A 24,278-nucleotide genomic window follows, 5' to 3' on the forward strand; every position below is an offset into this window, starting at 1 on the left:
GCACGGTTAACTCTTGAACACGGAATTTGTTTTGCTAAAAGACCTTGCAGCTGATTTTTTATTTCATTTTTTGTTATTTTTTTATTTTAGCTAAGCCTCAGGTTGTTTGTCCTGCAGGCTAAAGCCCTTTATTTATCCGGTTGGTGACTTGTGCGACCGGCGTGGTAATTTTTCTTCCCAGGTTCACTTTATTGCTTACCGTTCTGGCCAGTTTAGCGCCGGTAGCTAAATTGGGGTGGCCGCTAAGGGTTGCGCCGATTTGTAACGCGGTTGAGGCATGCTCGACCCGTTTTAATTGTCTTTCTCCCGTGGTTTCGTGCGGGTTATCGGGGCGGGTTAATCCCTTGTATAAAGACAGCCCGGCGTGTGCCACCACGGCGGTGGTGCCTAAAGTGCCGCCAATACCGGCAGTCATGCCTATTTGTCCTAATCCGCCGGCGGTTCTCAGCACCCCTTCACCCAAGCCGCCCCAACTGCCCTCTGGCTGCATATGGGTATGTATGCCTTTTACGCCCTGATAGACATCGTGTGCGCCTGAGGCCAGTCCGTAGAGGGGCAGGGCATTTTTGGCAAATTGATATCCTCCGCTGACCATGCTGGTTGCGCCGCTGACGGCGCCGCTGATATTGCCGGAAACCGAAGAGAAGGCGTTATAGGCTCCGCTCCCCGCGGTTGAAAAAGCGCTATAGGCACCACTCCCGGCACTTGAAAATGCGTTATATGCGCCGCTGCTGACACTGGAGAAGGTGCTGGATAAGCTTGTTGATGCTGCACTTGCCGTCGATGAAAATGCATTGTAAATGTTCATATCTGCTCGCCTGAAAAGAATAGATTGCATTGCCGGTTGCTAACCGCCGAGCTTGTTTTTTAGTTAGGGCAAACACGATGCCAGTTCAGCACGATAAAAGTTGAAAATATGAAGGAGCCGTTTTATAAGCTGTCAGTTTCAGCCCTGTCAGGCGGACAGGTTTATTTTTGTTTGTTTCATAGAGCATTTATTAACTTTGCTGCTCCCTTTACCGGCATCTTTTCTTGTTTTTTATTGCTATATCCGGGGAAGTATTTACCCGGTGGCGGGTAAATACTTCCCCGAGTAAGCGGGTTAAAGGTTTGTTGATTGATAGAGGATAATAAGGCTGCTACCGGCCTGTCCCTGAAGTTCATTTTGAGCCTTATATCAGTAACTATGCTTTTGGCATTAAATATGCCTGAACAAATTCGCAACTTAGCGCATAACCTGGGCTTATTTAGGGATATTTTATGTTGGGAAAACGAACGGCGCAGCAAGCCGGGTTATCAGATTTTACCTCAGTCAAAAAGATGCGCGGCCAGCACGGTCAGGCGATTATTACCCGGCCGATGTTTGAGCTGAAACCCACTTCATTTGCCGGTAGCGGATTTGTCACAGCATCGCCTGAGGTACTGGCCAAACGCCGGATTGTTAAAGCGCGGCGTACACAAAAGATGTCCCCGAGTCCCTTTACTCATGTAAGTCAGGGAGGCTCGCAGTCGTTCCCGCTTTTTCAAACACCTCAGCTTTCATTGCCGCAACAAACTCCGCCCGTCGACTACAGCGCTTTTAATTTACGGGACAGTGTGAATGAAACCGGGTTATGGCAAATGAATCAGTCCCGTAAAGAGCAATTGTCGAAACAATTACCGACCTTTCTTGGCACCAGCAGCCCGAAATCTTCAAATATCAGGATCACTGCGGAAACCGGCGACAGTGAAAACTGGGGGGTAAGTGCCGATGAGAATGTGCGCACACAAATTCAGCGGGATAAAAAGTCAAAAATGACGCCGATGGAGGCGGAAATGGCGTACAACCAGCGTAGCCATCAGGGCACGCTTATCTGGAAAACCGGCTCAAGTACCCTGTCCCAATACGGTGACAAAACCGATACCTCTGAAGCTTTGTCCGGCCATACCCCGGGTTATAAATCAAAAAATGTCAAAGGCACCACGGGGGCCAAGACCAAGGAGCATGGTACCCGGGATAAAAGGCGGGAACAAATTGTGACCACTACCTTGAGCGATCCCAAACGTGGCGAGGGAGATATCGCCATGATGGGAAAACTGGCCACGATACAGCTGTTTCAGTCACCCAAGGAAGAGCTTGAAACCGTCAAACCTGAACTGCAAAAGCTGAAGGAGCCGAGGTTTTCGGTGTTTTCTGATATCGGCGATGTTTCCGGCGCCAACAGTGCGAACTTTGACAAGTTGAGTCAGCGCCAGCAGGTGGTGCGGGAAACCGACAAAATGTATAGCGCAAAAAACCTGATGATTGCCGGTTATGGCAACCTGGTACCTGACTCCCATAAACGGCTGCTAAACCAGTCTCAGGGCAAGGTTGATAAGGCGATGGAGTTGCTGCACAAAGAAAGCAGCTTGGATAAAAGCGATATCTTTAACACTGCCACCAGTTCACAAACCACACTGCTTAACCAGGCAAGCCTTAGAGAGATGTCGGAGCAAAACCAGAAAACCCCTAAGCTGCACCGGCCCTTGAGCCCGGTGAGGAAGGTGAATGCGCCGAGTTTTACTTTTGGCGATTAATAACAGGGAGTTTGTCTTTCGGGATTAAATGGCGGCGTTTTACCATGAAACGACCTTAACCATTAGCAGTTATTTCAAGTGATGGACATGAAAAACAGGGGGAGTAGACCCCCCTTGATGCCTGGTTTTAGGCGTCTGAAAGGGCACTGCTTGGCACTTTAGTCGGGCTGATATGTTCAATGGGATAGCAGCCGAGCACCTTGATAAAGTTGGTGATCACGGTTAACTGACTGATGGTATCCTGCAATGCCAGGCTCTTTAAGTTGGCTTCTACATCCAGGTAAAACATTTCCTCCCACGGGCGTCCCTGGATTGGCCGGGATTCGAGCTTGCACATGTTAATGCCGTTATTTTTCAGTACCAGCAAACATTCTACCAGGGCGCCGGGATTTTGCCCCGTGGCTAAGATCAAAGTGGTTTTTGCCGGGATTTGCTCGGCGACATCCACCGGCTTTCGCGATACTAAAATAAAGCGGGTGTGGTTTTCAGCCTGGTTGGCAATGGCTCTTTCCAGGGCATGTAATTTATAGAGCTGGCCGCCTTCTTCGCTGCCGATCACGGCAACGGTTTCATCCTGCAACTCATAAACCCTGGCCATGGCATCAGCGGTGCTTTCACAGTATTCGATGCGGATCCCTTGCTGCTTATCCAGGAAATTGCTGCACTGGCTAAACGGCTGACCGTGGGCATAGATGGTTTTGATCTTATCCAAACTGGTATTGACCGAGGTTAGCAGGCAATGCTCAATCGGGCGGGTAATTTCCCCCACTATGGATAAATTGGTGTGCTGGAGGATATCGTAAACTTCATTGATACTGCCGGAGCTGGTATTTTCTATCGGCAGCATGCCGTAATCGACATGACCGGCTTCAACCAGCTGCATGATCTCACCAAAGCTCTGGCAGCCGGTTTCGATAATTTTCTCTGCCCGGCGGGAGAAATACTTGTGGCTGGCAAGGTAGCTGTATGAACCTTTGTCGCCGAGGAAGGCAACACTGACCGTCGGCACCTGGATATTGGGATTGGCCAGCTGCTGCAGGTAGGCCTGCTGGTTTAATACCGAGTCTTCGATGATGGTCTGGAAAATACTGGTGACATAATGGGCATCGAGGCCGAGGGCTTTGCCTTGGGTGATCAGGCGAACCAGCAACTCCTGCTCCCTTTGCTGATCCCTGACCGGGCGGATTTGCTGGGCTTTGCTCTTGGCAACGCTCAGGGTTAAGGCGCGGCGCTGGGCAAACAATTCGAGCAGCTTTTGATCCAGTACCGTTATTTTTTCTCTTATCTTGTTTAAGTCTAACTCTTCGCTCACACCCGTATCCTCTTTATCCAGTCAGTAAAATATTTTGGCAAAAAAAAACCTCCCGTAGAGGAGGTTTTCATCGTCTTTAGTTCTTCTTCGCGACGTTAACCCCTCCGACCAGGCAGAGTAAAAAAGAAGCTAAAGAGGATGTTGCTGTTGATAGTATTCATACCCTTACTCTATCGGGGCGAGGGCAAGAGTGTCAACAGTTTCCTTAGATCTATTTTTATTCATTTTTGGCCCCGGGCTGCTAACAGCCCCTTATGGTTCGGTTAATAGTTGGATAAGGTTAAAGTGTACTCGGTTTCACCGGGTAAAAACGGCGAGACCTTGCCTTTGACCCAGTCGTCGTGGCCTTTGCCATAATAAGGGCTCCAGGGATGTCCCGACTGGCTGGTGGGCATATGTAGAATCCCCTGATGTTCAAATCCCGGGGCGACCACCATGCGCTCGGAAGCGCCAAAGGTATTGTTTTGCACATGGGGCATGTATTTATCGCCCGCCAGTTCGGTGGCCGGCATATCAAGCAAGTAGCCGATAAAAGGCACGGCCCGGCTCAGGGGATGGCGTATTTGCGCAGTATTTTGTTGGCCCCAGGTGGCATCTTCCAATGCCTGATCTGCTGTCATGTCCTCGACGGTTTTCGCCAGGGCTTGTTCAAACAGGTCTTGCCAGCTTGATGTTGACGGCGGTAAATAGGCTAAAGGTTGCTTGGTGATCAACTGCCATAAAGGTATTTCCAGCTGGTGGCGGATAACATAAGTATCATAAGTGTTGCCGTTATCAACCGTAGCCAGCTGGTTATTAACCCCTTTAAACAGCTGGTTTTTGACATTGAGGCGGAAATTGCGCACCAGGCGGTAGGCGACTGAGTCTGTTGTCGCCTTTAATTCCTTATTATCCAGCAGGGTTTTCACTTGCTGCCATTGATCGTGTTTTGCCAGGGCCGTGGGGGTGAGTACCTTAGTGAGTAAAAAATCTTGCCAGCGCTCAAGGAATTTTGCCCGGTGATCTAAGGCGATATCCAGCAGGTCCTGTTCGTTAAAGCGGCTTTTTTCCCGTAAATTATCCCGTATCTGGCTGGCGCGGGCGCCGAGGGCATAACCGCCGTTGCCAATTTTATCCAGCATCTCTCCGCCGACGACGCGGGAGTTGGCGGTCCACAGGCGGTTGCTTTCAGGGTTTTTTATCTTAGGGTATAAATCCGGCGAGAGATAACCGGACCAGGAGTTTTCTCCTGTGGCCCAGCTGGCGGGTACATCGCCGATATCGCCGAGTTTGACCGGGATCGGCCCCATGATGGTCCAGCCGATATTGCCCGCTTTGTCTGCCACTACCATGTTTTGCGCCGGTATCCCGGAAGTTGCTGCGATGGCAAAGGCCTGGTCGGTATTTTTCGCCTGTTCCAGCTCGGTCAAGTTGAGGTTGACGGCATTGAGATCGTGGGCGACCCAGCGGTAGGCGATCATTTGACCCTGGTAGTTTTCACCGATCACCGGTCCCCAGATGGTATCCCTGACCGAGATTTCCACCGATTGTTGATCTTTTACCGCGATCACCTGCTTATAGGTGGTAAAAGGCAGATAACCGTCCGGCGTCAGGTACTGGCTGTTGTCTTCATTGGTTTCTAACAGAATAACGTCGCTCCAGTCGCCGTAGCTGTTGGTGAACCCCCAGGCAATATCGCCATTGCTGCCGGCGATAATGCTCGGCGCGCCGGGCAGGCTGACCCCGGTTACCTTGACCGCCTGGTTTTCGTGGTTGCGGTATTCGAGGGAGGCGCGATACCAGGTATTGGGCACCCTAAGGTTGAGGTGCATATCATTGGCAAGTATCGCGCTGCCGTTTTCACTGAGTTTGCCCGAAACCGCCCAGTTATTGGAGCCGGGCAGGGCCAGGTCCTGGTAATGTGACGGGCTTGCCTGAGTTTTGCCGCTGTGGCTTGCTGCGCTGTTTGCCTGCCAGCCTTGAACCGGTATTGGCGACTGTGGGTAACGGCTGTTATCTATGGCGGCATCCCAGCGGCTGCCTTTGGGGTTTAAAAACTGATACATGTCATCCCCGAGGGTGTTTTTTATCATGCCCAGGGTCAGCTCGCGCTCGCCGTATTCAAACTGCAAATCGATATACATGCTGAAGATGGTCAGTACTGTGTCTTCTTCCTGCCAAAAGACCGGCTCTTGCTGTAATAGCAGGTATTCGAACGGGGCAGCTTTGAGCAGTTCCAGACCCTGGTTGACACCCCGGGTGTATGCCTTTAGCAAGGCCAGCTGCTGCGGCGGCAGGTGCTTGATGATTTCCCTCGCCCTTTCCCTGAACCTGTGGCGGCGGATCTTTTTATCGTGTTTCAGGGCCGCGGGGCCGAATAAACTGGACAATTCACCGGCGGAATTACGCCGTAATAAATCCATCTGGAAAAAACGCTCCTGGGCATGGACAAAACCTAAGGCGACGGCAACATCATTGCGCTGTTCGCCTTTGATGGTGGCAATACCGTTCCCGTCCCGCTCTATCACTGTGGTACCGGATAAACCGAAGATATCGGCCTTGCCGTCGAGCATCGGCAGGGCACTGTTTATCTGGCTGTATAACCAGGTAAAGGTGGTGGCAAAAACAAAGAAGAGTACCAGGGTGCAGCCCAGCAGGATATTTTTATATTTTTTCATGTCTGGTATCGGCAAATACTTGATTTAGTGATTAAAGCCAGATTACCTTAAAACTTGCCACAGCTACAGGAAATTTTGCTGCGATACCCGGCAGTCAAACCTGGTTTTGGCATAAGATATGCGAGATATAAAATGGATTTACTGGCTGGTAACTGGCAAATCTGTTATCATCTTTCGCTTATTTTTTAGCCTTAGTATTTAATGATAATGTTGCTGTTTATCATCAAAAGTAAGTATTCTTTACTATTCAAATTATTAGCTGCGGTTTTTTTCGCCGGCGCTTTGATTTTTGCCTGGGTAACCTATGGCGAGATCTGGCCCTTGCTGATCCCCTTTTTATTAGTGGGCGGTTTGCTGTTTTCTGCACGCCGGGCAATCAATGTCGAAACCGACAGGTTAATAACAGCTCTGATTGAAAAACTATCATTAAAACCGGCAAAAGAAACGGCTTTTCACTTTTTCCCCCTGCAGCGTATTTATCTTGCCGTTAACAAGATTATTGCCGCCTTGTTGCTGAAAGTAGAGACCCATAACAATACCCTGAATGCCATCAGCGACATAGTGATCCGTACCGATAAAAATGGTTATATCTCAGATGCCAACCAGGCAGGGTTGAAGTTTTTTTCCTGTGATTTTGATGAGCTTAAAAAACATTGTTTTGCCGAGCTGATGTCCAAGAAAGCCGGGGAAGATACCCGGGACGGTTTTAAAGATATTCTGGAAAATATCAGCTCAGACAAGTCGCCGGATCGGGTCTATAAAAATACTTATACGGTGAAACCGGGCAAACAAAGCTTGAGCATAGAGCAGGATGTCAGCGGCATTTTTGACGATAACGGCGAATTAACCGGGACTGTTATCGTGTTAAGGGATGTGACCCGCGCCGAACAGCTGCGCGCCCGGTTACGTTATCAGGCCAATTATGACAGCGTCACTAAGCTGTTTAACCGCTATAAGTTCGAACAAAAACTGATGGATGCCTGGCATGATGCCCAGGAAAACAAACAGCAACATGCCTTGCTGCAGCTTGATATGGACAGGTTTAAGCTGATCAACGACAATGCCGGTCATGCCGCCGGTGATCAGTTACTGCGGGAAGTCGGCCAGTTGCTGAAATCCGCGGTACGCCAAAGTGATATTTGCGCCCGTATCGGCGGCGATGAATTCTCTATCCTGTTACTTGGCACCACTAAAGAAAGTACTTTGACGGTGATGGAAAAACTTAACGCTGCTTTTAAGCAGTTGCCTTTCAGTTACCATGGCCAGGTATTTGAAGTGGGGGCCAGTATCGGCGGCACCCTGATTAACCATACTTCGCCGCCTTTGGTGGAAATCAAACGCCAGGCGGATGCCGCCTGTTTTATGGCTAAAAACAAGGGGATTAACAGGTGCCAGCTCTTTGATGATAACGATGAAAGCCTGGTGATCCATCAGCAGGAGCCGCGCTGGGCGGCGCGCATCCATCAGGCGCTGGAAAATGACGAGTTTGAACTTTTCTTTCAGCCTATCAAGGCGTTAAATTCCCGGGCCAATAATAAGCAGCATCTGGAAATATTATTGCGCCTTAAAAGTGACAACCAATACTTGAGCCCGAGTGTGTTTTTACCTGCGGTAGAGCGTTTTCGCCTGACCGACAAGGTCGATGCCTGGGTGGTCAATAAAGCGTTTTCCTGGTTAAGCCAGCACCCTGAGTTATGGGGGGAAATCGTGATTTCCATTAACCTTTCCGGCGAGTCCGTTACCAATACCGCCTTGATCGATCATATTTTAACCCTGCATCAGGACTTGCCTTTTCCTTCCGGTGCGGTATGTTTTGAAATTACCGAAACCGCCGCCATTGCCAATATGTCCAAGGCGACCACTATGGTGGAGAAGTTACGTTTTGCCGGTTTTGCCATTGCCCTGGATGATTTTGGCAAAGGGTTTTCCACTTTCAGTTATTTAAAAAACCTGCCGGCAAAATATATCAAGATCGACGGCAGTTATGTCCAGGATGTCCTCAATAATCAGTCGGATTTGGCGATAGTCAAGGCGATCAACTCTTTGGCAAAAACCTTGGATATGTATACCATAGCCGAGTTTGTCCAGTGTGAGCAGGCAATGTCCCTGCTTGATGATATCGGGGTCGATTTTGTCCAGGGTTATGGCATCGCCAGGCCCAGGCCTTTGGCACAATATCACACCCTGTCAAACGTTTATGAAGCCGGTGACGGTTTGATCGGCGACAGTTTTAGTGGTGATGGCGCCTCTGCCACTTGCCGCTAAGTATCTTTGTCCGGGTTCGCGGGCCTTTTTTGTTGAGAATAGTTACAATTGTTCCTTTGCTAATGCCGTAATCGGCTGTTAGCGTAAGGTATTCTCTTGCTAAATTACGATATTGATGTACGACCAAAGCCCCTATAAATCTGACTTTGCTGTTTTTTCACACCCGGATAACGCCGAGCTTTGTTATCTGGACAGCGCCGCGACCTGTTTAACCCCCAAAGTGGTGGTCGAGGCCATGTATCAATATCAAAGCTTTTCCCATGCCAACAGTCATAAAGGCCTGTACCGGTTAAGTGCCAGTGCCACCGAACTGGTGGAACAGGCCAGGGCCTCAGTGGCTGAATTTATCGGTGCAGGCGTTGATGAGCTGGTTTTTACTCCCGGCACCACAGAGGCGATTAACCTGGTGGCAAACAGTTTTGTCCGCCCCAGGCTGTCAACGGATAAGAATATCGTTATCAGCTGCGCCGAGCATCACGCCAATTTATTGCCCTGGCAGCGTTTATGCCAGCAAAGCGGCGCAGAGTTGAGGGTGGTTTCACTGACCCCGCAAGGTCTGCTCGATGTTGCTGAGCTTAGCGATTTACTTGATGACAATACCTGTTTTCTCGCGATTTCCCATATCTCCAATGTGCTTGGCGGCCTTAACCCGGTAGAAGAGGTATGCCGCCTGGCCAGGCAAAAATCCATACCTGTGCTGATCGACGGTGCCCAGGCGGTAAGCCATGGTCCGGTGGATGTTAAAGACATAGATTGTGATTTTTACGCCTTTTCCGGCCATAAACTTTATGGTCCTGTCGGCTGTGGTGTCTTGTTTGCCCGGGCGGATTGTATTGAGGTGATGGAGCCGGATACTCTTGGCGGCGGCATAGTCGAGCAGGTCTCTTTGACCGGGACTAGGTTTATCAGCGGGCCGATGAAGTTTGAGCCCGGCTCCCATAATGTTGCCGCCATTTGCGGCCTGGTCGCGGCCATAGATTATATCCGGGGCATAGGCTGGTCAGATCTGGTCGCCTATATGAATGAGCTGAGTACTTACTTACATCGGCAGTTAGGGGACTTGCCCTTTATCAAGCCATTGACACCGGGGACTTCCGGGGCCTGGTTGTGCAGTTTTCAATGCCAGGGGGTACACAGCCATGATGTTGCCGGTATGTTAGACGGTGACGATATTGCCGTGCGCGCCGGTCATCATTGCGCCCAGCCCCTACATCATTATCTGGGGCTTAAGTCCAGCGTCCGGGTCTCACTCGGGCTTTATAACGGACGTGAAGATATAGACCGTTTGGTGGCAAGTTTAAAAAATACTTATCAGCTGCTGGCTGCCGATTAGTGTCGGGCGACAGAGAAACATGATTTTCACCAGTGAAATGTACTTAACAAGGCTATTTAATAAGACTTTTAATAAGGTAAAACGTGGTAACGGATAAAAAAAAGGCCATGCTCTATCAGCAGGCGTTATTACAACATCATAAAAATCCGGTGGGTTTTAATGAGGCCATCAGTTTCAGCCATCAGGCCCGGGGCAGCAATGCCGCCTGTGGCGATGAAATTACGCTGCAGCTTGCCTACGCCGATCATACCATTAAGGCGGTTGCCTTTAACGGCGAGAGCTGCGCCATTTGCCGGGCATCGGCTTCTATTTTATGCCAGCAGTTGCCCGGGGCTACCGCCAAGCAGGCAGGTGAGCACATTAGTGATATCCTGGCAGGGCTGGATGGACAGCAGGCTTTTCCCCAAGAAGCCGAGGCGTTAATGGCCGTCAGCCAGTACCCGGTGCGTAAACAATGCGCCTTATTGCCCTGGACGGCCTTAAAAGAAATCATCCCTCAGCTATTGGCAGATGCTAATGTCGAAAGTCATGCCGAAGAGAATAGCGAAAACCCCCAGGAGAAAAACTGATGCAGGAAAACTGGTTACAACTTGCCGAAACCTTTGATGCGCACAAGCAATATGTCTTAGCCACCATAGTTGCCACCCGGGGCTCTACCTACCGGAAAATGGGCACTATGATGCTGATAGACGGGGACGGGGTGTGTACTGGGCTGCTTAGCGGCGGTTGCCTGGAAGCCGATATCAGTTTACATGCCGGGGAAGTGCTGGCGGAGAAAAAGTCCCGTCTGCTTAATTATGATCTGTTGGCGGATGCCGAGTTATTGTGGGGCTTAGGCCTGGGTTGTGACGGTGAAATCGATATTTTACTCCAGCCGCTGCTGCAGGAAAATGATCACTTGGGTTTTGCCGACTTGCTTGATGATATCAGGCAGCAAAAAACCGGGCATTACTGGATCCGGGTGAATGATAACCTGGCGGCGCAGGGACAGTATATTTCCGGGGACTTGCAGCAGGAGCCGTCACAGGTGCCGGCATTTGTTAACCGGGCGGGCGACGATGAGGCAAAAACCATAGTGATCCCTGTACTTGCCCCGGTTTCGCTGCTGGTGTGCGGCGCCGGGCCCGATGCCGCCCCCGTGGTCAACATGGCGCTGGAGCTGGGCTGGCAGGTCACGGTATGGGATCACCGGGAAAACTACCTTAATCAGGACGCTTTTACCCGGGCGACTGCGACACGCCTGACCCGGCCGGTGAAAACGGCGACAGAAGATTACCTGGCATTTGACGCCGCGGTAGTGATGACCCATAACCTGACATCCGACGGTGAATACCTGGCCCATTTACTGGCGGCCAATACCCCTTATATTGGTTTGCTCGGTCCCGGCGGCAGACGGGATAAATTGCTAAAGCCGCTGGAGCTGACGCCGTCGGATGTCAAAGGTCAGGTCTTTGGTCCCGTGGGCTTAGATCTTGGCGGGCGAAGTCCCCAGGCCATTGCCTTGTCGATCACCGCGCAAATTCAGCAGCAAATGAGTTTACGTTATGCCGGTAAGCACTACCGGGCTTGGACTTATCTTCATAAAGAGCTTGATAAAGAGCAAGGTAAATAAGCAGGTATGGCTCAGGCGAATCATCAAACTGCTGAGAAGACTGGCAAACTGGCGGTTATCGTCTTGGCAGCCGGTGGCTCTACCCGTTTGGGCCAGCCTAAACAGCTGGTGGAGCTGGCGGGAGAATCCCTGATTGTCAGGCAGTGCCGCCGTGCGCTGGCACTGACCGAACAGGTCTTTTGCGTGCTTGGCTGTCAGGCCCCCTTGATGGCGAAACAGCTTAGTGGCTTGCCGGTTTGTCAGGTGAACAATGAAAACTGGCAGCAGGGCATGTCGTCCTCTATTGCCGCCGGGGTAGCGGCTTTGCCCGATGATATTGATGCGGTCATGATACTGCTGGTGGATCAATGGCAGCTGGCACCAATCGAGCTGCAACGGCTACAGCAAAGCTGGCAAAAACACCCTGAAACCATAGTCCTGGCGGGGGCAAGTGCCGGGTCTGATGCAAAAGACTGTGAAGTGAAAGGAAAAAAAGGGCCGCCGGTTATTTTTCCTAAGTGTTACTTTCCGGAATTATTGGCATTAACCGGGGAGCAGGGAGCCAAGCCGCTACTGCAGAAATATCACCAACAGCTTAATGTGTTGGAATTACCCCGGGCCTTTATCGACCTGGATACGCCGCAGCAACTGCAACAGCTGATGGCAAGCCAGGAAAATAACCAGCGTTAAAGGGTTAACCCGGCTGATTGTGGTTTGCTTTATTTCCTGAAAATCCCTTTAAGCAGGTGCTTGAGCCGGTTTACTCCGGCAGTTTTAAACTGCTAAAATATGGCATAATTTATTTATGGACGGGCAGGATTATGGCGTCATTACAAGATCAATTACTCAAAGCAGGACTGACGACTAAGCAGAAAGCGCGTCAGGCAAATACAGACAAACGTAAGAAAAATAAACAAAAACGCAGCGGCGTAAATCATGATGCGAGCTTGCAGGAGCAAGTGCGTCAGGATTTGGAAAAAAGCAAAGCAGAAAAGCTTGCCAAAGATAATGCTTTAAACGAGCAAAAGAAACAGGCGTTGGCGGAAAAAGAGCAGCAGCAACGCATTCTACAGGTATTGGAGCATCACCAGCTTAAAGGTATCGACGGTGAGCATGTTTATAACTATACCTTCGGTACAAAAATCAAAAAACTACCTCTTGATGAAACGACCTATAACGCCCTGGTAAATGGCCGTTTGGCCTTGTGCGGTTTAAATGAAGTCACCTATCTGGTGACCAGTGAAACAGCTGATAAAGTGGCGGCTTTAGATGCTACTGTGGTATTGGTGAAAAATGATCAGGTCGAAGAGGATACCCCACAAGAAGATGATCCTTATGCCGATTACCAGATCCCCGATGATCTTATGTGGTAATTTGGCTAAACTCATCGGCTGTTGCTATTTGCCGGCGCAGCCGAATACAGCTAATACCTGCCGGTGATAACCGTACTTTTAGCGAGCTAAGCTGCTGAAATTGTTGGTTAAGTCATTATTCATTCATTCCTTTGGGGTAATCTTTTCCGGATAAAATTTAAGCAGTAACATCCTTGATTATGCTAGAGGCATGTTATATCTTGATTTAATGAGCGTTGATATTGATGGAAAGCAACAACAGCTGGAAGCTAAACGCCTTCATTGGTTTAGTGGCCTGTTTGTGGTGTTGTCGATTACAGGCTTTGTCAATTGGCTATTTTTCCCCTTACCTCCCTTTCTTGAACAGCTGCTTTCCCTAATCCATACCCTGGCGGGTTTTCTTTTTTCTTTGCTCTTTTGCTTTTATATCCTGAGTCATTTTCGCCGGACAGTAGGTTATCGCCGCCCGGTGATCCTGGCGATAGGACTGCTCTTATCCCTGGTCATATTTTATCTAGTGGTAAGCGGTTACCTACTTGTTTTTTTCGGCGTATTGGAGCGCCTTATCTGGCTGAAAGATTCCCATTTGTGGTTGTCGCTGGTAACGGTATTTTTGCTGTTTGCTCATGTATTGTCTCATTACGTCACTTTCCCCGAGCGAAGAAAGCTGGTGGTGCCGTCGAGGTTTGTCACCCTTAGCCCGGCCATTAACAGTACTATTTTTAAAACTCTTACCCTGACAACGGTAACGGCCCTATTGGTGTTGATGTTGGATAATATTGCTAAACCGCCGGTAGAAGGTGTCTATATCGAAGACTATCAATATAATTACGGCGCCAGCCCTTTTGCCCCCAGCCTGGCGCAAACGAAAAATAATGAATTTATTCGCAAACGGGATATTGCCGGATCTATGGCATGTATCAGCTGTCACCAGGCTTCGGGTGAGCAGTGGCTGGCATCCGCGCACCGCCATGCTGCCGATGATCCTGCCTATGTCAGAAACATTAATCTGCTGCAAAAATCCAGGGGCACCAGCGCCACCCGTTATTGTGAAGGGTGTCATGCCCCGGTGGCGTTATTAACAGGCCAGCTCACCGCAGGTGGCCAGCATGCCGGCATGCCGGGTACCGCCGCCAATTTTGAAGGGGTGGGGTGTATGTCCTGTCATGGCATTCGCTCAATCACCGGCGCCGAAGGGGTTGGCAGCTATTATTTCAGCCCGCGCAGCGATTATTTGTTTGAGCATAGCAGCAATCCTGTGTTGTCCTTTGTTAACGAGCAGTTGATCAAACTCAGGCCGGCGCTGCATAAACAAGAGCTGTTGCCGGGTGTGCAAAAAACCTCCCAATATTGCGGCTCCTGCCATAGCCAGTTTATGGATAAATCCATGAATAATTGGGGCTGGGTCAAAATGCAGGATGAATATCAGGCCTGGGCCGCCAGTAAGTTTAATCGGGGCAAAGAGGCGCGCCTTACCCATCCGGAAAATAAGCAATGCCAGGACTGCCATATGCCGAAGGTTACCGGGCAGGATATGGCCGCTGACAGTGAAGGTAAAATTAATTCCCATTATTTTGTCGGCGCCAATGTTATGCTGGCGCGCCAGTTTGGTAATGAAGAGCTTTATCAGCTGACGGTAGATTTTCTCCAGCAGGATAAGGTTAACCTGACGATAGCGCCGCCTAAAGACAAGCTTTCCCGGCAAAGTTTTTTTTATGCCGGCTCGGAGCAAAGCACAGGAGCAAATTATCCCGTGGCTTTCTACCGGGGGGAGCAGGCTCAAATTACCCTCTTGGTGAGCAACCATGGGGTCGGGCATAATTTCCCCGGCGGAGCGATTGCTTTAAAGGAGGCCTGGATAGACCTTGATATTTATGATGGCGCAGGGCTGCTGGTTTACAGCCGGGGAGATTTGCTCGCCAACGGTGAAATTGAACCTTTGGCCACTGTCTATAAGGAAGTAGCCATAGACAGGTTTGGCAAAGAGGTATGGCGACACGATTTATTTGATATAGTCGGGCGCAGTTACCTCAATGTGATCCCGTCCGGCAGTACCGATATCGTTAAGTTTGAATTTGATATACCGGACTGGGCAACCTCGCCGCTGAGCATTTCGGCAACGTTAAAATTAAGGAAACTCAATCAGAAATATCATGACTGGGTCAATGAGCAGGAAGAAGTTAAAGGCAACCCCATTGTTGATATCGCCCGGGATGCCATCAAGGTGCCGCTGTCTCAGGCGCCAGTGGTGATAGCAAAAGAGAAGCGGCATTTACCAATGCAATAAAAGTGAATGCACCCGGCTTTTTTCTTAGCGCTGTAAATTTGACCTGCCATGTTTGTCATATGGCGTATCAAAATTTCCCAGGTTAACATTTAAACGTTTTTTGCCGCCGTGGAAAAATATGTTAAACTCGCGCCGTTTTTAAGTCGTTAAAAGTGAGTGCTATGTTTATTATTCGTTGGCTTCTGGGCCGGATAATCCTGTTTTTTGATTTTATTTTTACACCCCGCGGTCCGAAAAGAGCTGCCGCCGAGCAGCAGGAAATCAATCAGCGTATTGCCAACATGAGTTTGTACCAATTGCCGGCATGTCCGTTTTGCGTCAAAGTTCGCCGCGCCATGAAGCGTAACGGCCTGCCGGTTGAGCTGCGTAATATTAACCGCAATGAAGACTATAAGCAGGAATTGATCGCCGAAGGCGGTAAGCGTACTGTGCCTTGTCTGCGTATCGTCAATAAGGATGACTCCGTAGATTGGTTATATGAGTCCAAAGAAATTGTCACTTACCTGGAAAAAATTGCCAGCTAGCACCCCAAGTATTGCGAAAAGCTAACAGCGACTTTCACTGGCCTGTTAGCTTTTTCTTTATTTCCCCGTTAGGTTTCCTCTTTTTTAGATTTATCTTTGTTTTCTCCTGTTTTTGTCAGTCAAGGCTATCTTTTGCCCGGGTAATGACGCTATTTGCGGTCATTTGTGATTAATGACGAGTAAAGTTAACAAAAGTATCACAGATGAAATATTATCAATATCAGGCCTATCTATAGCTTTATCAGGACAAGATAAGCAGCGTTAGTGCAGAATTATTTTAGCGGGACGAGAATATGTTGATAAAAATACCGAAAAAGTCAGAGTTATCAGAGAACCAGGTAACACAGGAAAGTGTTTATCTGCAAAGAAGGCAGTTGCTTAAAGGCATGGGCTTTATCGGCGCCGGTACTCTGCTTTCTTCTGCATTGTCATCAAAAGCCCATGGCGGGGTGTTTGATCTTTTTAAGGAAAAAGAAAAGCCGGTATTTACCCGCAAAGACTTAAGTTATTCGGGCCAGGCGGGCGCTGAAAACTTTCCCGAGAAGTTGACTCCCGAAGGCAAGGTGATCAGCCATAATAATTTTTATGAATTTGGCGCACAAAAACATCAGCCGGCAGAGCTTGCCCAGGGCTTTAAGGTTAACCCCTGGCAGTTAAAGATATCGGGGGAAGTTGATAAACCCATCACCCTGGATTATGACCAGTTATTTTCCACTTTTTCCCTGGAAGAGCGTATCTACAGGTTACGCTGTGTAGAAGCCTGGTCCATGGTGATCCCCTGGGTCGGCTTTCCCTTAGCGAAATTGCTGAAAATGGCGCAGCCTAATTCCCGGGCCAAATATGTTGCCTTTGAAACCCTGCATGATCCGGAGCAGATGCCGGGGCAAAGCAGCCGACGTTTGGGGGGCGGCATAGCCTATCCATATGTGGAAGGTTTACGTATAGATGAGGCGATGAATCCGCTTACCCTGATGAGTGTCGGTCTTTACGGCAAAACCCTGCCGCCGCAAAACGGTGCGCCGATTCGTTTGGTGGTGCCCTGGAAATATGGTTTTAAAAGTATTAAATCTATCGTTGGCATCAAATTGCTGGAAAAAGAGCCGCCGACCACCTGGAATTTGCTGGCGCCGCATGAATATGGCTTTTACGCCAATGTGAATCCCGGGGTTGCCCACCCCAGGTGGAGCCAGGCCAGTGAAAGGCGCATCACCACAGGAGGCCTGCTGGCCAGAAATCGTATCGAAACCCTGATGTTTAACGGTTATGGTGAGGAAGTGGCCGACTTGTATAAGGGCATGGACTTGAGGAAGTTTTATTAATGGTAAGCAAGGTAAAAGCCGGGACGGCATTTGATAGCCCTTTTAAGTTAAGGTTAAATAAGGTGTTAACAACAAAAGTCTTTTGGCTCAAGGTGCTGATCCATCTGGGGGCGCTGCTGCCATTGGTGAACCTGTATTATCTGGCGCTGAGCGATCAATTGACGGCGGATCCGGTAGAAGCCGTGATCCACTTTACCGGCATCGGGGCATTAAATTTATTTTTGCTCACCTTGCTGGTTTCCCCGTTGTCGAAATACAGCCGCCAGGCATTTTTAATGAAAACCAGGCGCTTATTGGGCTTGTATACCTTTGCCTATGCCTTGCTGCACCTGCTTAATTTTCTGTTTTTCGAGGTACAGTTTGATCTCGCCCTGTTTGTCGGTGAAATCGTTAAACGTCCCTATATGACCGTAGGTATGGCTGCTTTTGTTATTTTGCTGTTACTGGCATTGACCTCTTTTGACAAGGTTAAACGCCGTATGGGCAAAAGCTGGCAGAAGCTGCACAACTATAGCTATCTTGCGGTTGTGCTGGCGGGGGTACATTTTTACTGGTCGGTGAAATCTGAAATTATTGAACCCGGGGTTTATCTGGCTTTAATACTGGCGCTGTTATTTTTACGTCGTGATAAATTTCGCCGCTGGTTTAAGGGCAAACGCTAGTTCCCTGCTTGAGCGGGAAGTCGCCGGCCTGGTTATTAATCGTGTTTATCTGTGTGCTGAACGCATTCCCGGTGAAGTTTTGTCCTATAGGCTTGTTGTTAATGCTTATTCATAATAATGTATCAGCAGCGCCGCTTTGTCTGGCCTTTTTTAGCAAAACTTTTTAATACTTAAAATAAAGCAAAATAAATTAAAATGGGAAATAACATGCGCAAAATAACCCTGCCTTTGCTGGCGGCTGGTGTGTCTGTGACCTTAACCGCTTGTCTGGATACCCAGCAGCAGGATGCCAGGGTCACCATTAACAAAAATCCATACCCAAGCTCTTACCAACCTTTGGCACAACAGCAAATCTTAATTAAAAATGCCACGGTTTTAACCGGTACCGGTGAGAAACTCGATAATACCGATGTTTTACTGCAAGACGGTAAAATTGCCCAGCTGGGCAAAAGCATCAGTGCATCGGGTGCGATGGAAATTGACGGCGCCGGCAAGTGGCTGACGCCGGGCATTATCGATGTGCATTCACATCTGGGGGTTTATCCCAGTCCTTCGGTAGGTTCGCACCAGGACGGCAATGAAATGACCTCGCCAAATACCTCCGAGGTATGGGCCGAACACAGTGTCTGGCCACAGGATCCGGGTTTTGAAGCGGCGCGTGCCGGCGGTGTGACTACCTTGCAAATTTTGCCCGGCTCCGCCAATTTATTCGGCGGCCGGGGCGTGACCCTGCGCAATGTGCCGAGCGTGACCATGCAGGGCATGAAATTTCCCGATGCCCCTTATGGTTTGAAAATGGCCTGTGGTGAAAATCCGAAACGGGTTTATGGCGAACGTAAAGAGTTGCCTTCTACCCGTATGGGGAACATGGCGGGCTATAGGGCTGCCTGGGCAAAAGCCACCGAATATAAGCGCGCCTGGGATAAATATGAGCGCGACTATGCCGCGGGCAAAAATCCTGTGGCGCCGGAGCGTGATTTAACCCTGGATACCCTGAAAGGGGTGCTTGATGGTGAAATTCTTATTCACAACCATTGTTATAAAGCCGAAGAAATGGCGATGATGATAGACTTGGGTAAAGAATTTAATTACCACTCAGGTACTTTCCACCACGCTATTGAAGCCTATAAAATTGCCCAGCCGCTGGCTGAAAACGGCAACTGTGCCGCCATGTGGCCGGACTGGTGGGGCTTTAAAATGGAAGCCTATGATATGGTTCAGGAAAATGTTGCCATTGTTGATGCAGCCAAAAATTCCTGTGCGATAGTGCATTCCGACTCCGACAGTACCATCCAAAGATTAAACCAGGAAGCCGGTAAAATCTTATACCGGGCCAAAGAAAGCGGTTTTGCCTTAACCGAAGCGGATGCCGTTGGCTGGATCACCTTAAATCCGGCGAAATCTCTGGGCATTAGCGATAAAACAGGCTCGGTAGAAATTGGCAAAAATGCCGATGTGGTGTTGTGGAACGGCAATCCTTTCAGTGTTTATGCCCAGGCAGAGCAGGTTTTTGTTGATGGCGCAAAAGTTTATGATCGTGTTGATGAAAAATATCAGGCGAAAAGCGACTTTTTACTGGGACAGAAATAAGGAAAGCAAACATGAGATTATTAAAAACACCATTAAGCCGTGTCGCCTTATTTCTTAGTGCCGGTATCGGCGCCGCGACTTTGGCGATCGGCTCAGTATCGGCCGCGCCACTGGCGATCACCCATGCCAAGGTACATACCGTGACCGGGCAGGGAGTATTAACAGATGCCACCGTGATCATCGAAGACGGAAAAATTCTTGCTATCAATCCGCAGGCACTGCCGGCAGACCTTGCTGCCGACAGCATCATAGATGCCCGGGGGAAAACACTGACTCCTGGCTTTATCAACAGTTTTAACCAACTGGGCTTGGTAGAAGTTTCTGCCGTCGGGGAAAGCCAGGATAGCCGGGAGAAAAAAGCCGATATCATCTTTGATCCCAGCCTGGCCTTTAATCCCAGATCCAGCCTGATCCCTTATAGCCGTAAAGGCGGCATTACCCGCAACCTGGTGGCTCCTGGCGGCGGTGAGAGTATTTTTAAAGGGCAGGCATTTGCCGTTGATTTGTCGGGGGAATTTGACAGCGTGCTCAAAAGCGGCCTCGGGGTTTATGTTGTCTTAGGGGGGAAATCCAAGGGCTCAAGAGCATTTGATTTGCAAACCTTATGGCACAAGCTTGAAGACAGGCAAAAAGCCCTTGCAAAGCAAGAAGCTAAGAAAGATGATAAATCGAAAAAAGATGATAATGGCGATAAAGAGCCAAAACGTGATGAACTCATCCTTGACGCCTTATTATCTGGTGAGCAACCCCTGTTCGTTAAGGCTGACCGCGCCAGTGATCTGCTGCAGTTAATCAAGTTAAAGCAGGCCTTTAAGCTTGATCTGGTACTGGTCGGCGCCGCCGATGCGGCGCTGGTGGCCAAGCAGTTGGCGGATGCTAAAGTGCCCGTGGTGATTAATGCCTTGCGTAATTTGCCGGAAAGTTTTGATGCCATGCATACTTCCCTGACCAGCCCGGCAAGGTTAGTGGCGGCAGGCGTTAAAGTGGTGTTAAATACTGGCGGCGATACCCATAACCTTTACCAGCTAAGGTTTACCGCCGGTAATGCCGTGGCGAATGGTTTATCACCGGAGCAGGCACTGGCCAGTATTACTGCCAATGCTGCCGATGTTTTCCACCTTGATGCCGGGCGTATTGCCGTAGGGCAGGCGGCAGATCTCGTGCTTTGGAGCGGAGACCCGTTAGAGCTTAGCACCCGGGTAGAAAAAATGTGGATAGCGGGTGAGGAAGTTGACACCAACAGCCGTCAGGATGCGCTAAGAGAGCGTTATCTGAGTAAAAGTACAGCGCCAAAGGCTTATGTGAAATAAGTTTTTGTTCAAGGAGGATTGCGGCGGGTAAAGGCATTTTCCGCCTCAGCTCCTCTTTAGCCTTTTCGTTAGTTCTTTGTTAGCTCTTTGTTGGTAAGGGCAATAATAAGCCACGGATAAACGTGGCTTTTTTTTACTAATTAAGTGCATAATGCCAGAACAGGAATATAATTTGATGTTGTTAGGCATAGCCGTCACGTTAATGCCTGACAACCCCGCTTGCATATTAATGTAGAACTTAGAAAATCATCTTATTTATACTAGCTGTATTGCTTGTTGTAATAGCATTATTTGAAATACGGAGTACAAAATGTCCAGCTCTATCCTGTTTGCCAACCAATTTGGCCAGGTTGATAAAACCACTTTCGGTGAGGCGATACGTGGTTTGTTGATAAAACATCAGTATTGTCATGCCCGGATCAGCCTGTATGGCGGACAGGTATTGACCTGGAAACCCGAGGAGCATCAGGCGGTTTTATGGTTAAGCGAAGAGAGTGCGTTTTCTCCCGGCAAGGCGATCCGCGGCGGCATTCCTTTGTGCTGGCCCTGGTTTGGCCCTTATAAAGATGGCGGTAATCATGGCTTTGCCAGGCAGCAGATATGGCAGCTGGACAGTATCGATGTCAATAAAGATGCGGTGACGGTTGTTCTCAGCTGGCATGGTGAAAAGGTACATCCCCTATGGCCGGCGGCATGTGAACTTCGCCAGGAGCTGGTATTAGGCAAAGAGTTTAAGCAAACCTTATATATGAAAAATGCCGGGGATGCCGAGCTTGAATATAGCGGCGCCCTGCATAGCTACTTTTGTGTCAGCGCTCCGGAAAATGTCGATATCAAAGCATTAAACTCGGCTAAGTTCGATGATAAGTTAACCGGGGAAAAGGGACAAACGGCAATACTGGCGCATTGTCGGGGACCGCTGGACAGGGTGTATCATTATGACAAAGCGGTGCAGCTTGTTGATCATCACTGGCAACGCACCATAGAGATCTTGCCGGAAAATACCCGGCAATGGGTCGTCTGGAATCCGGGCACCGCCACGGCGGAAAAAATGCCGGATGTTCATCAAGGCGGTGAACATGAGTTTGTTTGCCTTGAAGCGGCCAACAGCCAATGGCAAAAGCTGCCGCCGGGACGTTGGGTGACTATGGGGCAAACCATCAGGGTTACCGGGCACTAAGCCTGATTGGGCTCAGTGTATACCTGTACCTGGTTTCTGCCATTGAGTTTAGCCTGGTACAGGGCTTTATCGGCTTTGTCTATTTGCGCCTGTAAATTACTTTTTGTTAACGGGCCTTGAACCAGGCCAAAACTGACACTGGTAAAAAAGCCGCTTGTTTCTCCCGGCGGATGAAATTCGTGCTTGGCGATATCCTCCCGGATGCGCTCGATGATCCTTTTGGCCAGGTCGGCGTCGGCCTCCGGCAGGATAATAATAAATTCTTCACCGCCCCAGCGACCGCTTAAATCGATTTTACGCAGGCTGGAGGTCAATTTTTTGCCGATAATCTTCAATACCTCGTCACCGGCATTGTGGCCGTATTTATCGTTAACTTCTTTGAAAAGGTCAACATCTGCGATTATGATGCTGGCATTATCGTGTGCCCTGGCAAGTTGCTGGTACTGCCTGTGGATATAGCTGCGGTTGGGGAGCTGGGTTAAAAAATCGATTTGTGAGTCTTTCACTAAACTGGATTTGAAATAACTGATGGCGGCAGTAAAGGCAAAATAGAGCACACCGGATACCAGCACAAAGACGATCAACTTGCTGAAAAAGAGTTGCCAGTATTCCGTTTGTTTCGATGCCGGCGGTGCGACAATAAACAAACGCCAGTTAAGCTCCCTGATCGGCATTTGTGAAACGATCAGTTCATTGTTGCCCGTGGTCACAACCGGCGTGTTTTTTCCTTGTGCCCTGTTGTCGATAAAGCTTTGGTACCAGGGGAAAGCATTGATATTAACCAGTTCATTTTTTCTGTGGTGGCTTTCTGTTTTCATGATGCGGTTAGAGGACAGGGTAATAATATCCTGGGCATCGACAAAAAATAATTCAAAACCAAACCTTTGCTGAAATTGACGAAACTTTTTGGCAAAGTAATTCAGATCGATGGCCACGCCGATAAAGCCGAGAAATTCTTGTTTATTATTGAATATTTTAACGTCGAAGTATAAATGGGGATCGGCGGCATTGCCGATATCGGTATATTGATCCTGATCGAGTTTTTTCAGGCGATGGAACCATTCGGCTTTCTCGCTGTTAAGCTCGGTACGTTTATTGTTAGAGTCTATCATCAGGTTGTGTTTTTCGATGGCAATAAAACTGACCATTTGATATTGCTTAGCCACTTCCTGCAAATATGTGAGTATGGTTTGCGGGTTGATCTTTTCCTGTTCAATGTAATTGATGACAAAGGGGTCTTTGGCCATATATTGCGAGATAGACAGCGGGCTGATCACTTCACTGGTGATCAGGGAAAACAAGGGGATAATGGCTTCTTGCTGGCGTTTATTGTGGATGGCAAAGAATTCTTTGAAGGTAAAATATGAGGTGGCCACGACCGTGATGATGATAAAAAAGAACAGTGCGGTAATAACATGATCAAACTTATGGATTAGATTCATCGCAGTAATATACTTCTTACAACATCTTAACTTTAATCTGCTTTATGAGCGTCCTTTTTCAATAGCGGCCAATAACTCTCTGTTCGTTCAGTGTACAACATTTTTGCCGTTAACATTAAAAGTCATCAGGAAAAGCCCTGTTGCAGGCTTTTTAACCGACACGCAAATGTTTGTGTAATAACATTTGGGTAAAGGCAATTTTCAGGTAGAAACCCCGGGGCAAGGTTTTAAAAGGTTTGCCATTTTTGTCAAATGCCTGGGTTCTGGCCCTGCTGTTGGCGGCTTTGGGCCTAAGCTGTAATACCTGCCCGTGTTTGCCGCTGATTTGCTCGACCCGGCCCAGCACTATCATGTCGGTCAGCTCCTGCCAGTCCATGGCCATTAAGTTTTCTTCTTCAGGAGAAGGGGACCAGATAAAGGGAGTGCCGACGATGCGATCGACAATGGCGATGCTTCTTTCGGAGACCACAGGCACCCATAATACCCGGGACATTTTTTTTCTGACATGGCTGTTTTCCCAGGTCGCCCCCACCAGGCCGGTTAACGGTGCGACACAAACAAAGGTGGTTTCCAGCGGTTTGCCGTTTCTGTCAATCGGCAGGGATTTTAATTCTATGCCCAGCCCGGGAAAGTCTGGCTCAGGGCGGGAGCCGGCACTGGCGCCTAAGACATGTTCGAGCAACAGACCTATCCAGCCTTTTTCTTTATTAAGACTCGTGGGTACGGCAATATTGGCCTGGCGGGCGATTTCGGCTAAACTAAGACCTGCCAACATTTGTGCCCGTTGCAGTAATTCAGTTTCTGATGAGGGAATGTTAATATTGATAATGAAAAATTATATCGGAATTTTGTAATATTATTGCCATCAGAGAGTTAACAGGCAAGAGAAATAATAAAA

General features: G+C 49.0%; 19 protein-coding genes and 1 other annotated feature. Of the genes, 14 read left to right on the forward strand and 5 right to left on the reverse strand.

All coding sequences use genetic code 11. The features are described 5' to 3' along the window. Positions 1 to 118 precede the first annotated feature (118 nt). Positions 119 to 808 carry a hypothetical protein gene (locus tag QL234_RS03225; RefSeq protein ID WP_281556408.1) on the reverse strand — a complete coding sequence of 230 codons (690 nt, stop codon included), beginning with the start codon at positions 806 to 808 and terminating at the stop codon, positions 119 to 121. Between the two features lie 452 nt (positions 809 to 1,260). Between QL234_RS03225 and QL234_RS03230 the strand changes: the two genes are divergently transcribed. Next, a complete protein-coding gene (locus QL234_RS03230; RefSeq protein ID WP_281556409.1) occupies positions 1,261 to 2,556 on the forward strand; it encodes a hypothetical protein in 1,296 nt (431 codons plus the stop codon). Between the two features lie 127 nt (positions 2,557 to 2,683). Here QL234_RS03230 and pheA read toward each other — a convergent pair whose 3' ends face one another. Further along, positions 2,684 to 3,868, reverse strand: coding sequence for a prephenate dehydratase (gene pheA / locus QL234_RS03235; RefSeq protein ID WP_281556410.1), 1,185 nt, complete (start codon positions 3,866 to 3,868; stop codon positions 2,684 to 2,686). A gap of 38 nt (positions 3,869 to 3,906) precedes the next feature. Beyond that, positions 3,907 to 4,024, reverse strand: a sequence feature (Phe leader region). 107 nt (positions 4,025 to 4,131) lie between these two features. Beyond that, positions 4,132 to 6,525 carry a penicillin acylase family protein gene (locus QL234_RS03240; protein WP_281556411.1) on the reverse strand — a complete coding sequence of 798 codons (2,394 nt, stop codon included), beginning with the start codon at positions 6,523 to 6,525 and terminating at the stop codon, positions 4,132 to 4,134. A gap of 207 nt (positions 6,526 to 6,732) precedes the next feature. Between QL234_RS03240 and QL234_RS03245 the strand changes: the two genes are divergently transcribed. The 13 genes from QL234_RS03245 to QL234_RS03305 all read left to right on the forward strand — a co-directional run bounded on the left by QL234_RS03245 (position 6,733) and on the right by QL234_RS03305 (position 21,938). Beyond that, entirely contained in the window at positions 6,733 to 8,790 is a 2,058-nt protein-coding gene (locus QL234_RS03245) for an EAL domain-containing protein (RefSeq protein WP_281556412.1), read from the forward strand. 115 nt (positions 8,791 to 8,905) lie between these two features. Next, the gene (locus QL234_RS03250) at positions 8,906 to 10,123 is read left to right on the forward strand and encodes an aminotransferase class V-fold PLP-dependent enzyme (protein WP_281556413.1); all 1,218 of its coding nucleotides are present in this window, start codon (positions 8,906 to 8,908) and stop codon (positions 10,121 to 10,123) included. 83 nt (positions 10,124 to 10,206) lie between these two features. Next, a complete protein-coding gene (gene sufU / locus QL234_RS03255; protein WP_281556414.1) occupies positions 10,207 to 10,692 on the forward strand; it encodes a Fe-S cluster assembly sulfur transfer protein SufU in 486 nt (161 codons plus the stop codon). Next, positions 10,692 to 11,735 carry an XdhC family protein gene (locus QL234_RS03260; protein ID WP_281556415.1) on the forward strand — a complete coding sequence of 348 codons (1,044 nt, stop codon included), beginning with the start codon at positions 10,692 to 10,694 and terminating at the stop codon, positions 11,733 to 11,735. The genes sufU and QL234_RS03260 overlap by 1 nt, the downstream gene beginning before the upstream one ends. 6 nt (positions 11,736 to 11,741) lie before the next feature. Then, entirely contained in the window at positions 11,742 to 12,404 is a 663-nt protein-coding gene (locus tag QL234_RS03265) for a nucleotidyltransferase family protein (protein ID WP_281556416.1), read from the forward strand. Between the two features lie 131 nt (positions 12,405 to 12,535). Continuing rightward, positions 12,536 to 13,087, forward strand: coding sequence for a DUF2058 domain-containing protein (locus QL234_RS03270; protein ID WP_281556417.1), 552 nt, complete (start codon positions 12,536 to 12,538; stop codon positions 13,085 to 13,087). A gap of 190 nt (positions 13,088 to 13,277) precedes the next feature. Continuing rightward, positions 13,278 to 15,353, forward strand: coding sequence for a multiheme c-type cytochrome (locus QL234_RS03275; protein WP_281556418.1), 2,076 nt, complete (start codon positions 13,278 to 13,280; stop codon positions 15,351 to 15,353). 161 nt (positions 15,354 to 15,514) lie between these two features. Further along, positions 15,515 to 15,877, forward strand: coding sequence for a glutaredoxin (locus QL234_RS03280; protein ID WP_281556419.1), 363 nt, complete (start codon positions 15,515 to 15,517; stop codon positions 15,875 to 15,877). Between the two features lie 293 nt (positions 15,878 to 16,170). After that, positions 16,171 to 17,196 (forward strand): protein-methionine-sulfoxide reductase catalytic subunit MsrP, encoded by a 1,026-nt coding sequence (gene msrP, locus QL234_RS03285; RefSeq protein WP_281556420.1) that lies wholly within the window; start codon positions 16,171 to 16,173, stop codon positions 17,194 to 17,196. A gap of 62 nt (positions 17,197 to 17,258) precedes the next feature. Continuing rightward, the gene (msrQ, locus tag QL234_RS03290; RefSeq protein WP_281556421.1) at positions 17,259 to 17,858 is read left to right on the forward strand and encodes a protein-methionine-sulfoxide reductase heme-binding subunit MsrQ; all 600 of its coding nucleotides are present in this window, start codon (positions 17,259 to 17,261) and stop codon (positions 17,856 to 17,858) included. Between the two features lie 207 nt (positions 17,859 to 18,065). Then, a complete protein-coding gene (locus QL234_RS03295) occupies positions 18,066 to 19,448 on the forward strand; it encodes an amidohydrolase (RefSeq protein WP_281556422.1) in 1,383 nt (460 codons plus the stop codon). Positions 19,449 to 19,459: 11 nt separating this feature from the next. Beyond that, complete coding sequence (locus QL234_RS03300) at positions 19,460 to 20,758, forward strand: amidohydrolase family protein (protein WP_281556423.1); 1,299 nt, start codon at positions 19,460 to 19,462, stop codon at positions 20,756 to 20,758. A gap of 310 nt (positions 20,759 to 21,068) precedes the next feature. Continuing rightward, complete coding sequence (locus tag QL234_RS03305) at positions 21,069 to 21,938, forward strand: D-hexose-6-phosphate mutarotase (RefSeq protein WP_281556424.1); 870 nt, start codon at positions 21,069 to 21,071, stop codon at positions 21,936 to 21,938. Here the strand turns inward: QL234_RS03305 and QL234_RS03310 are convergent. Further along, positions 21,935 to 23,380, reverse strand: a complete 1,446-nt coding sequence (locus tag QL234_RS03310; RefSeq protein ID WP_281556425.1) for a sensor domain-containing diguanylate cyclase — start codon at positions 23,378 to 23,380, stop codon at positions 21,935 to 21,937. The two genes, QL234_RS03305 and QL234_RS03310, sit on opposite strands and share 4 nt — an antisense overlap. Positions 23,381 to 23,531: 151 nt before the next feature. Beyond that, positions 23,532 to 24,200, reverse strand: a complete 669-nt coding sequence (mutH, locus tag QL234_RS03315) for a DNA mismatch repair endonuclease MutH (RefSeq protein WP_348650700.1) — start codon at positions 24,198 to 24,200, stop codon at positions 23,532 to 23,534. Positions 24,201 to 24,278 lie beyond the last annotated feature (78 nt).

This window comes from Thalassomonas sp. RHCl1, from assembly GCF_947387555.1.
In the GTDB taxonomy this organism is placed as follows: Bacteria; Pseudomonadota; Gammaproteobacteria; order Enterobacterales; family Alteromonadaceae; genus Thalassomonas.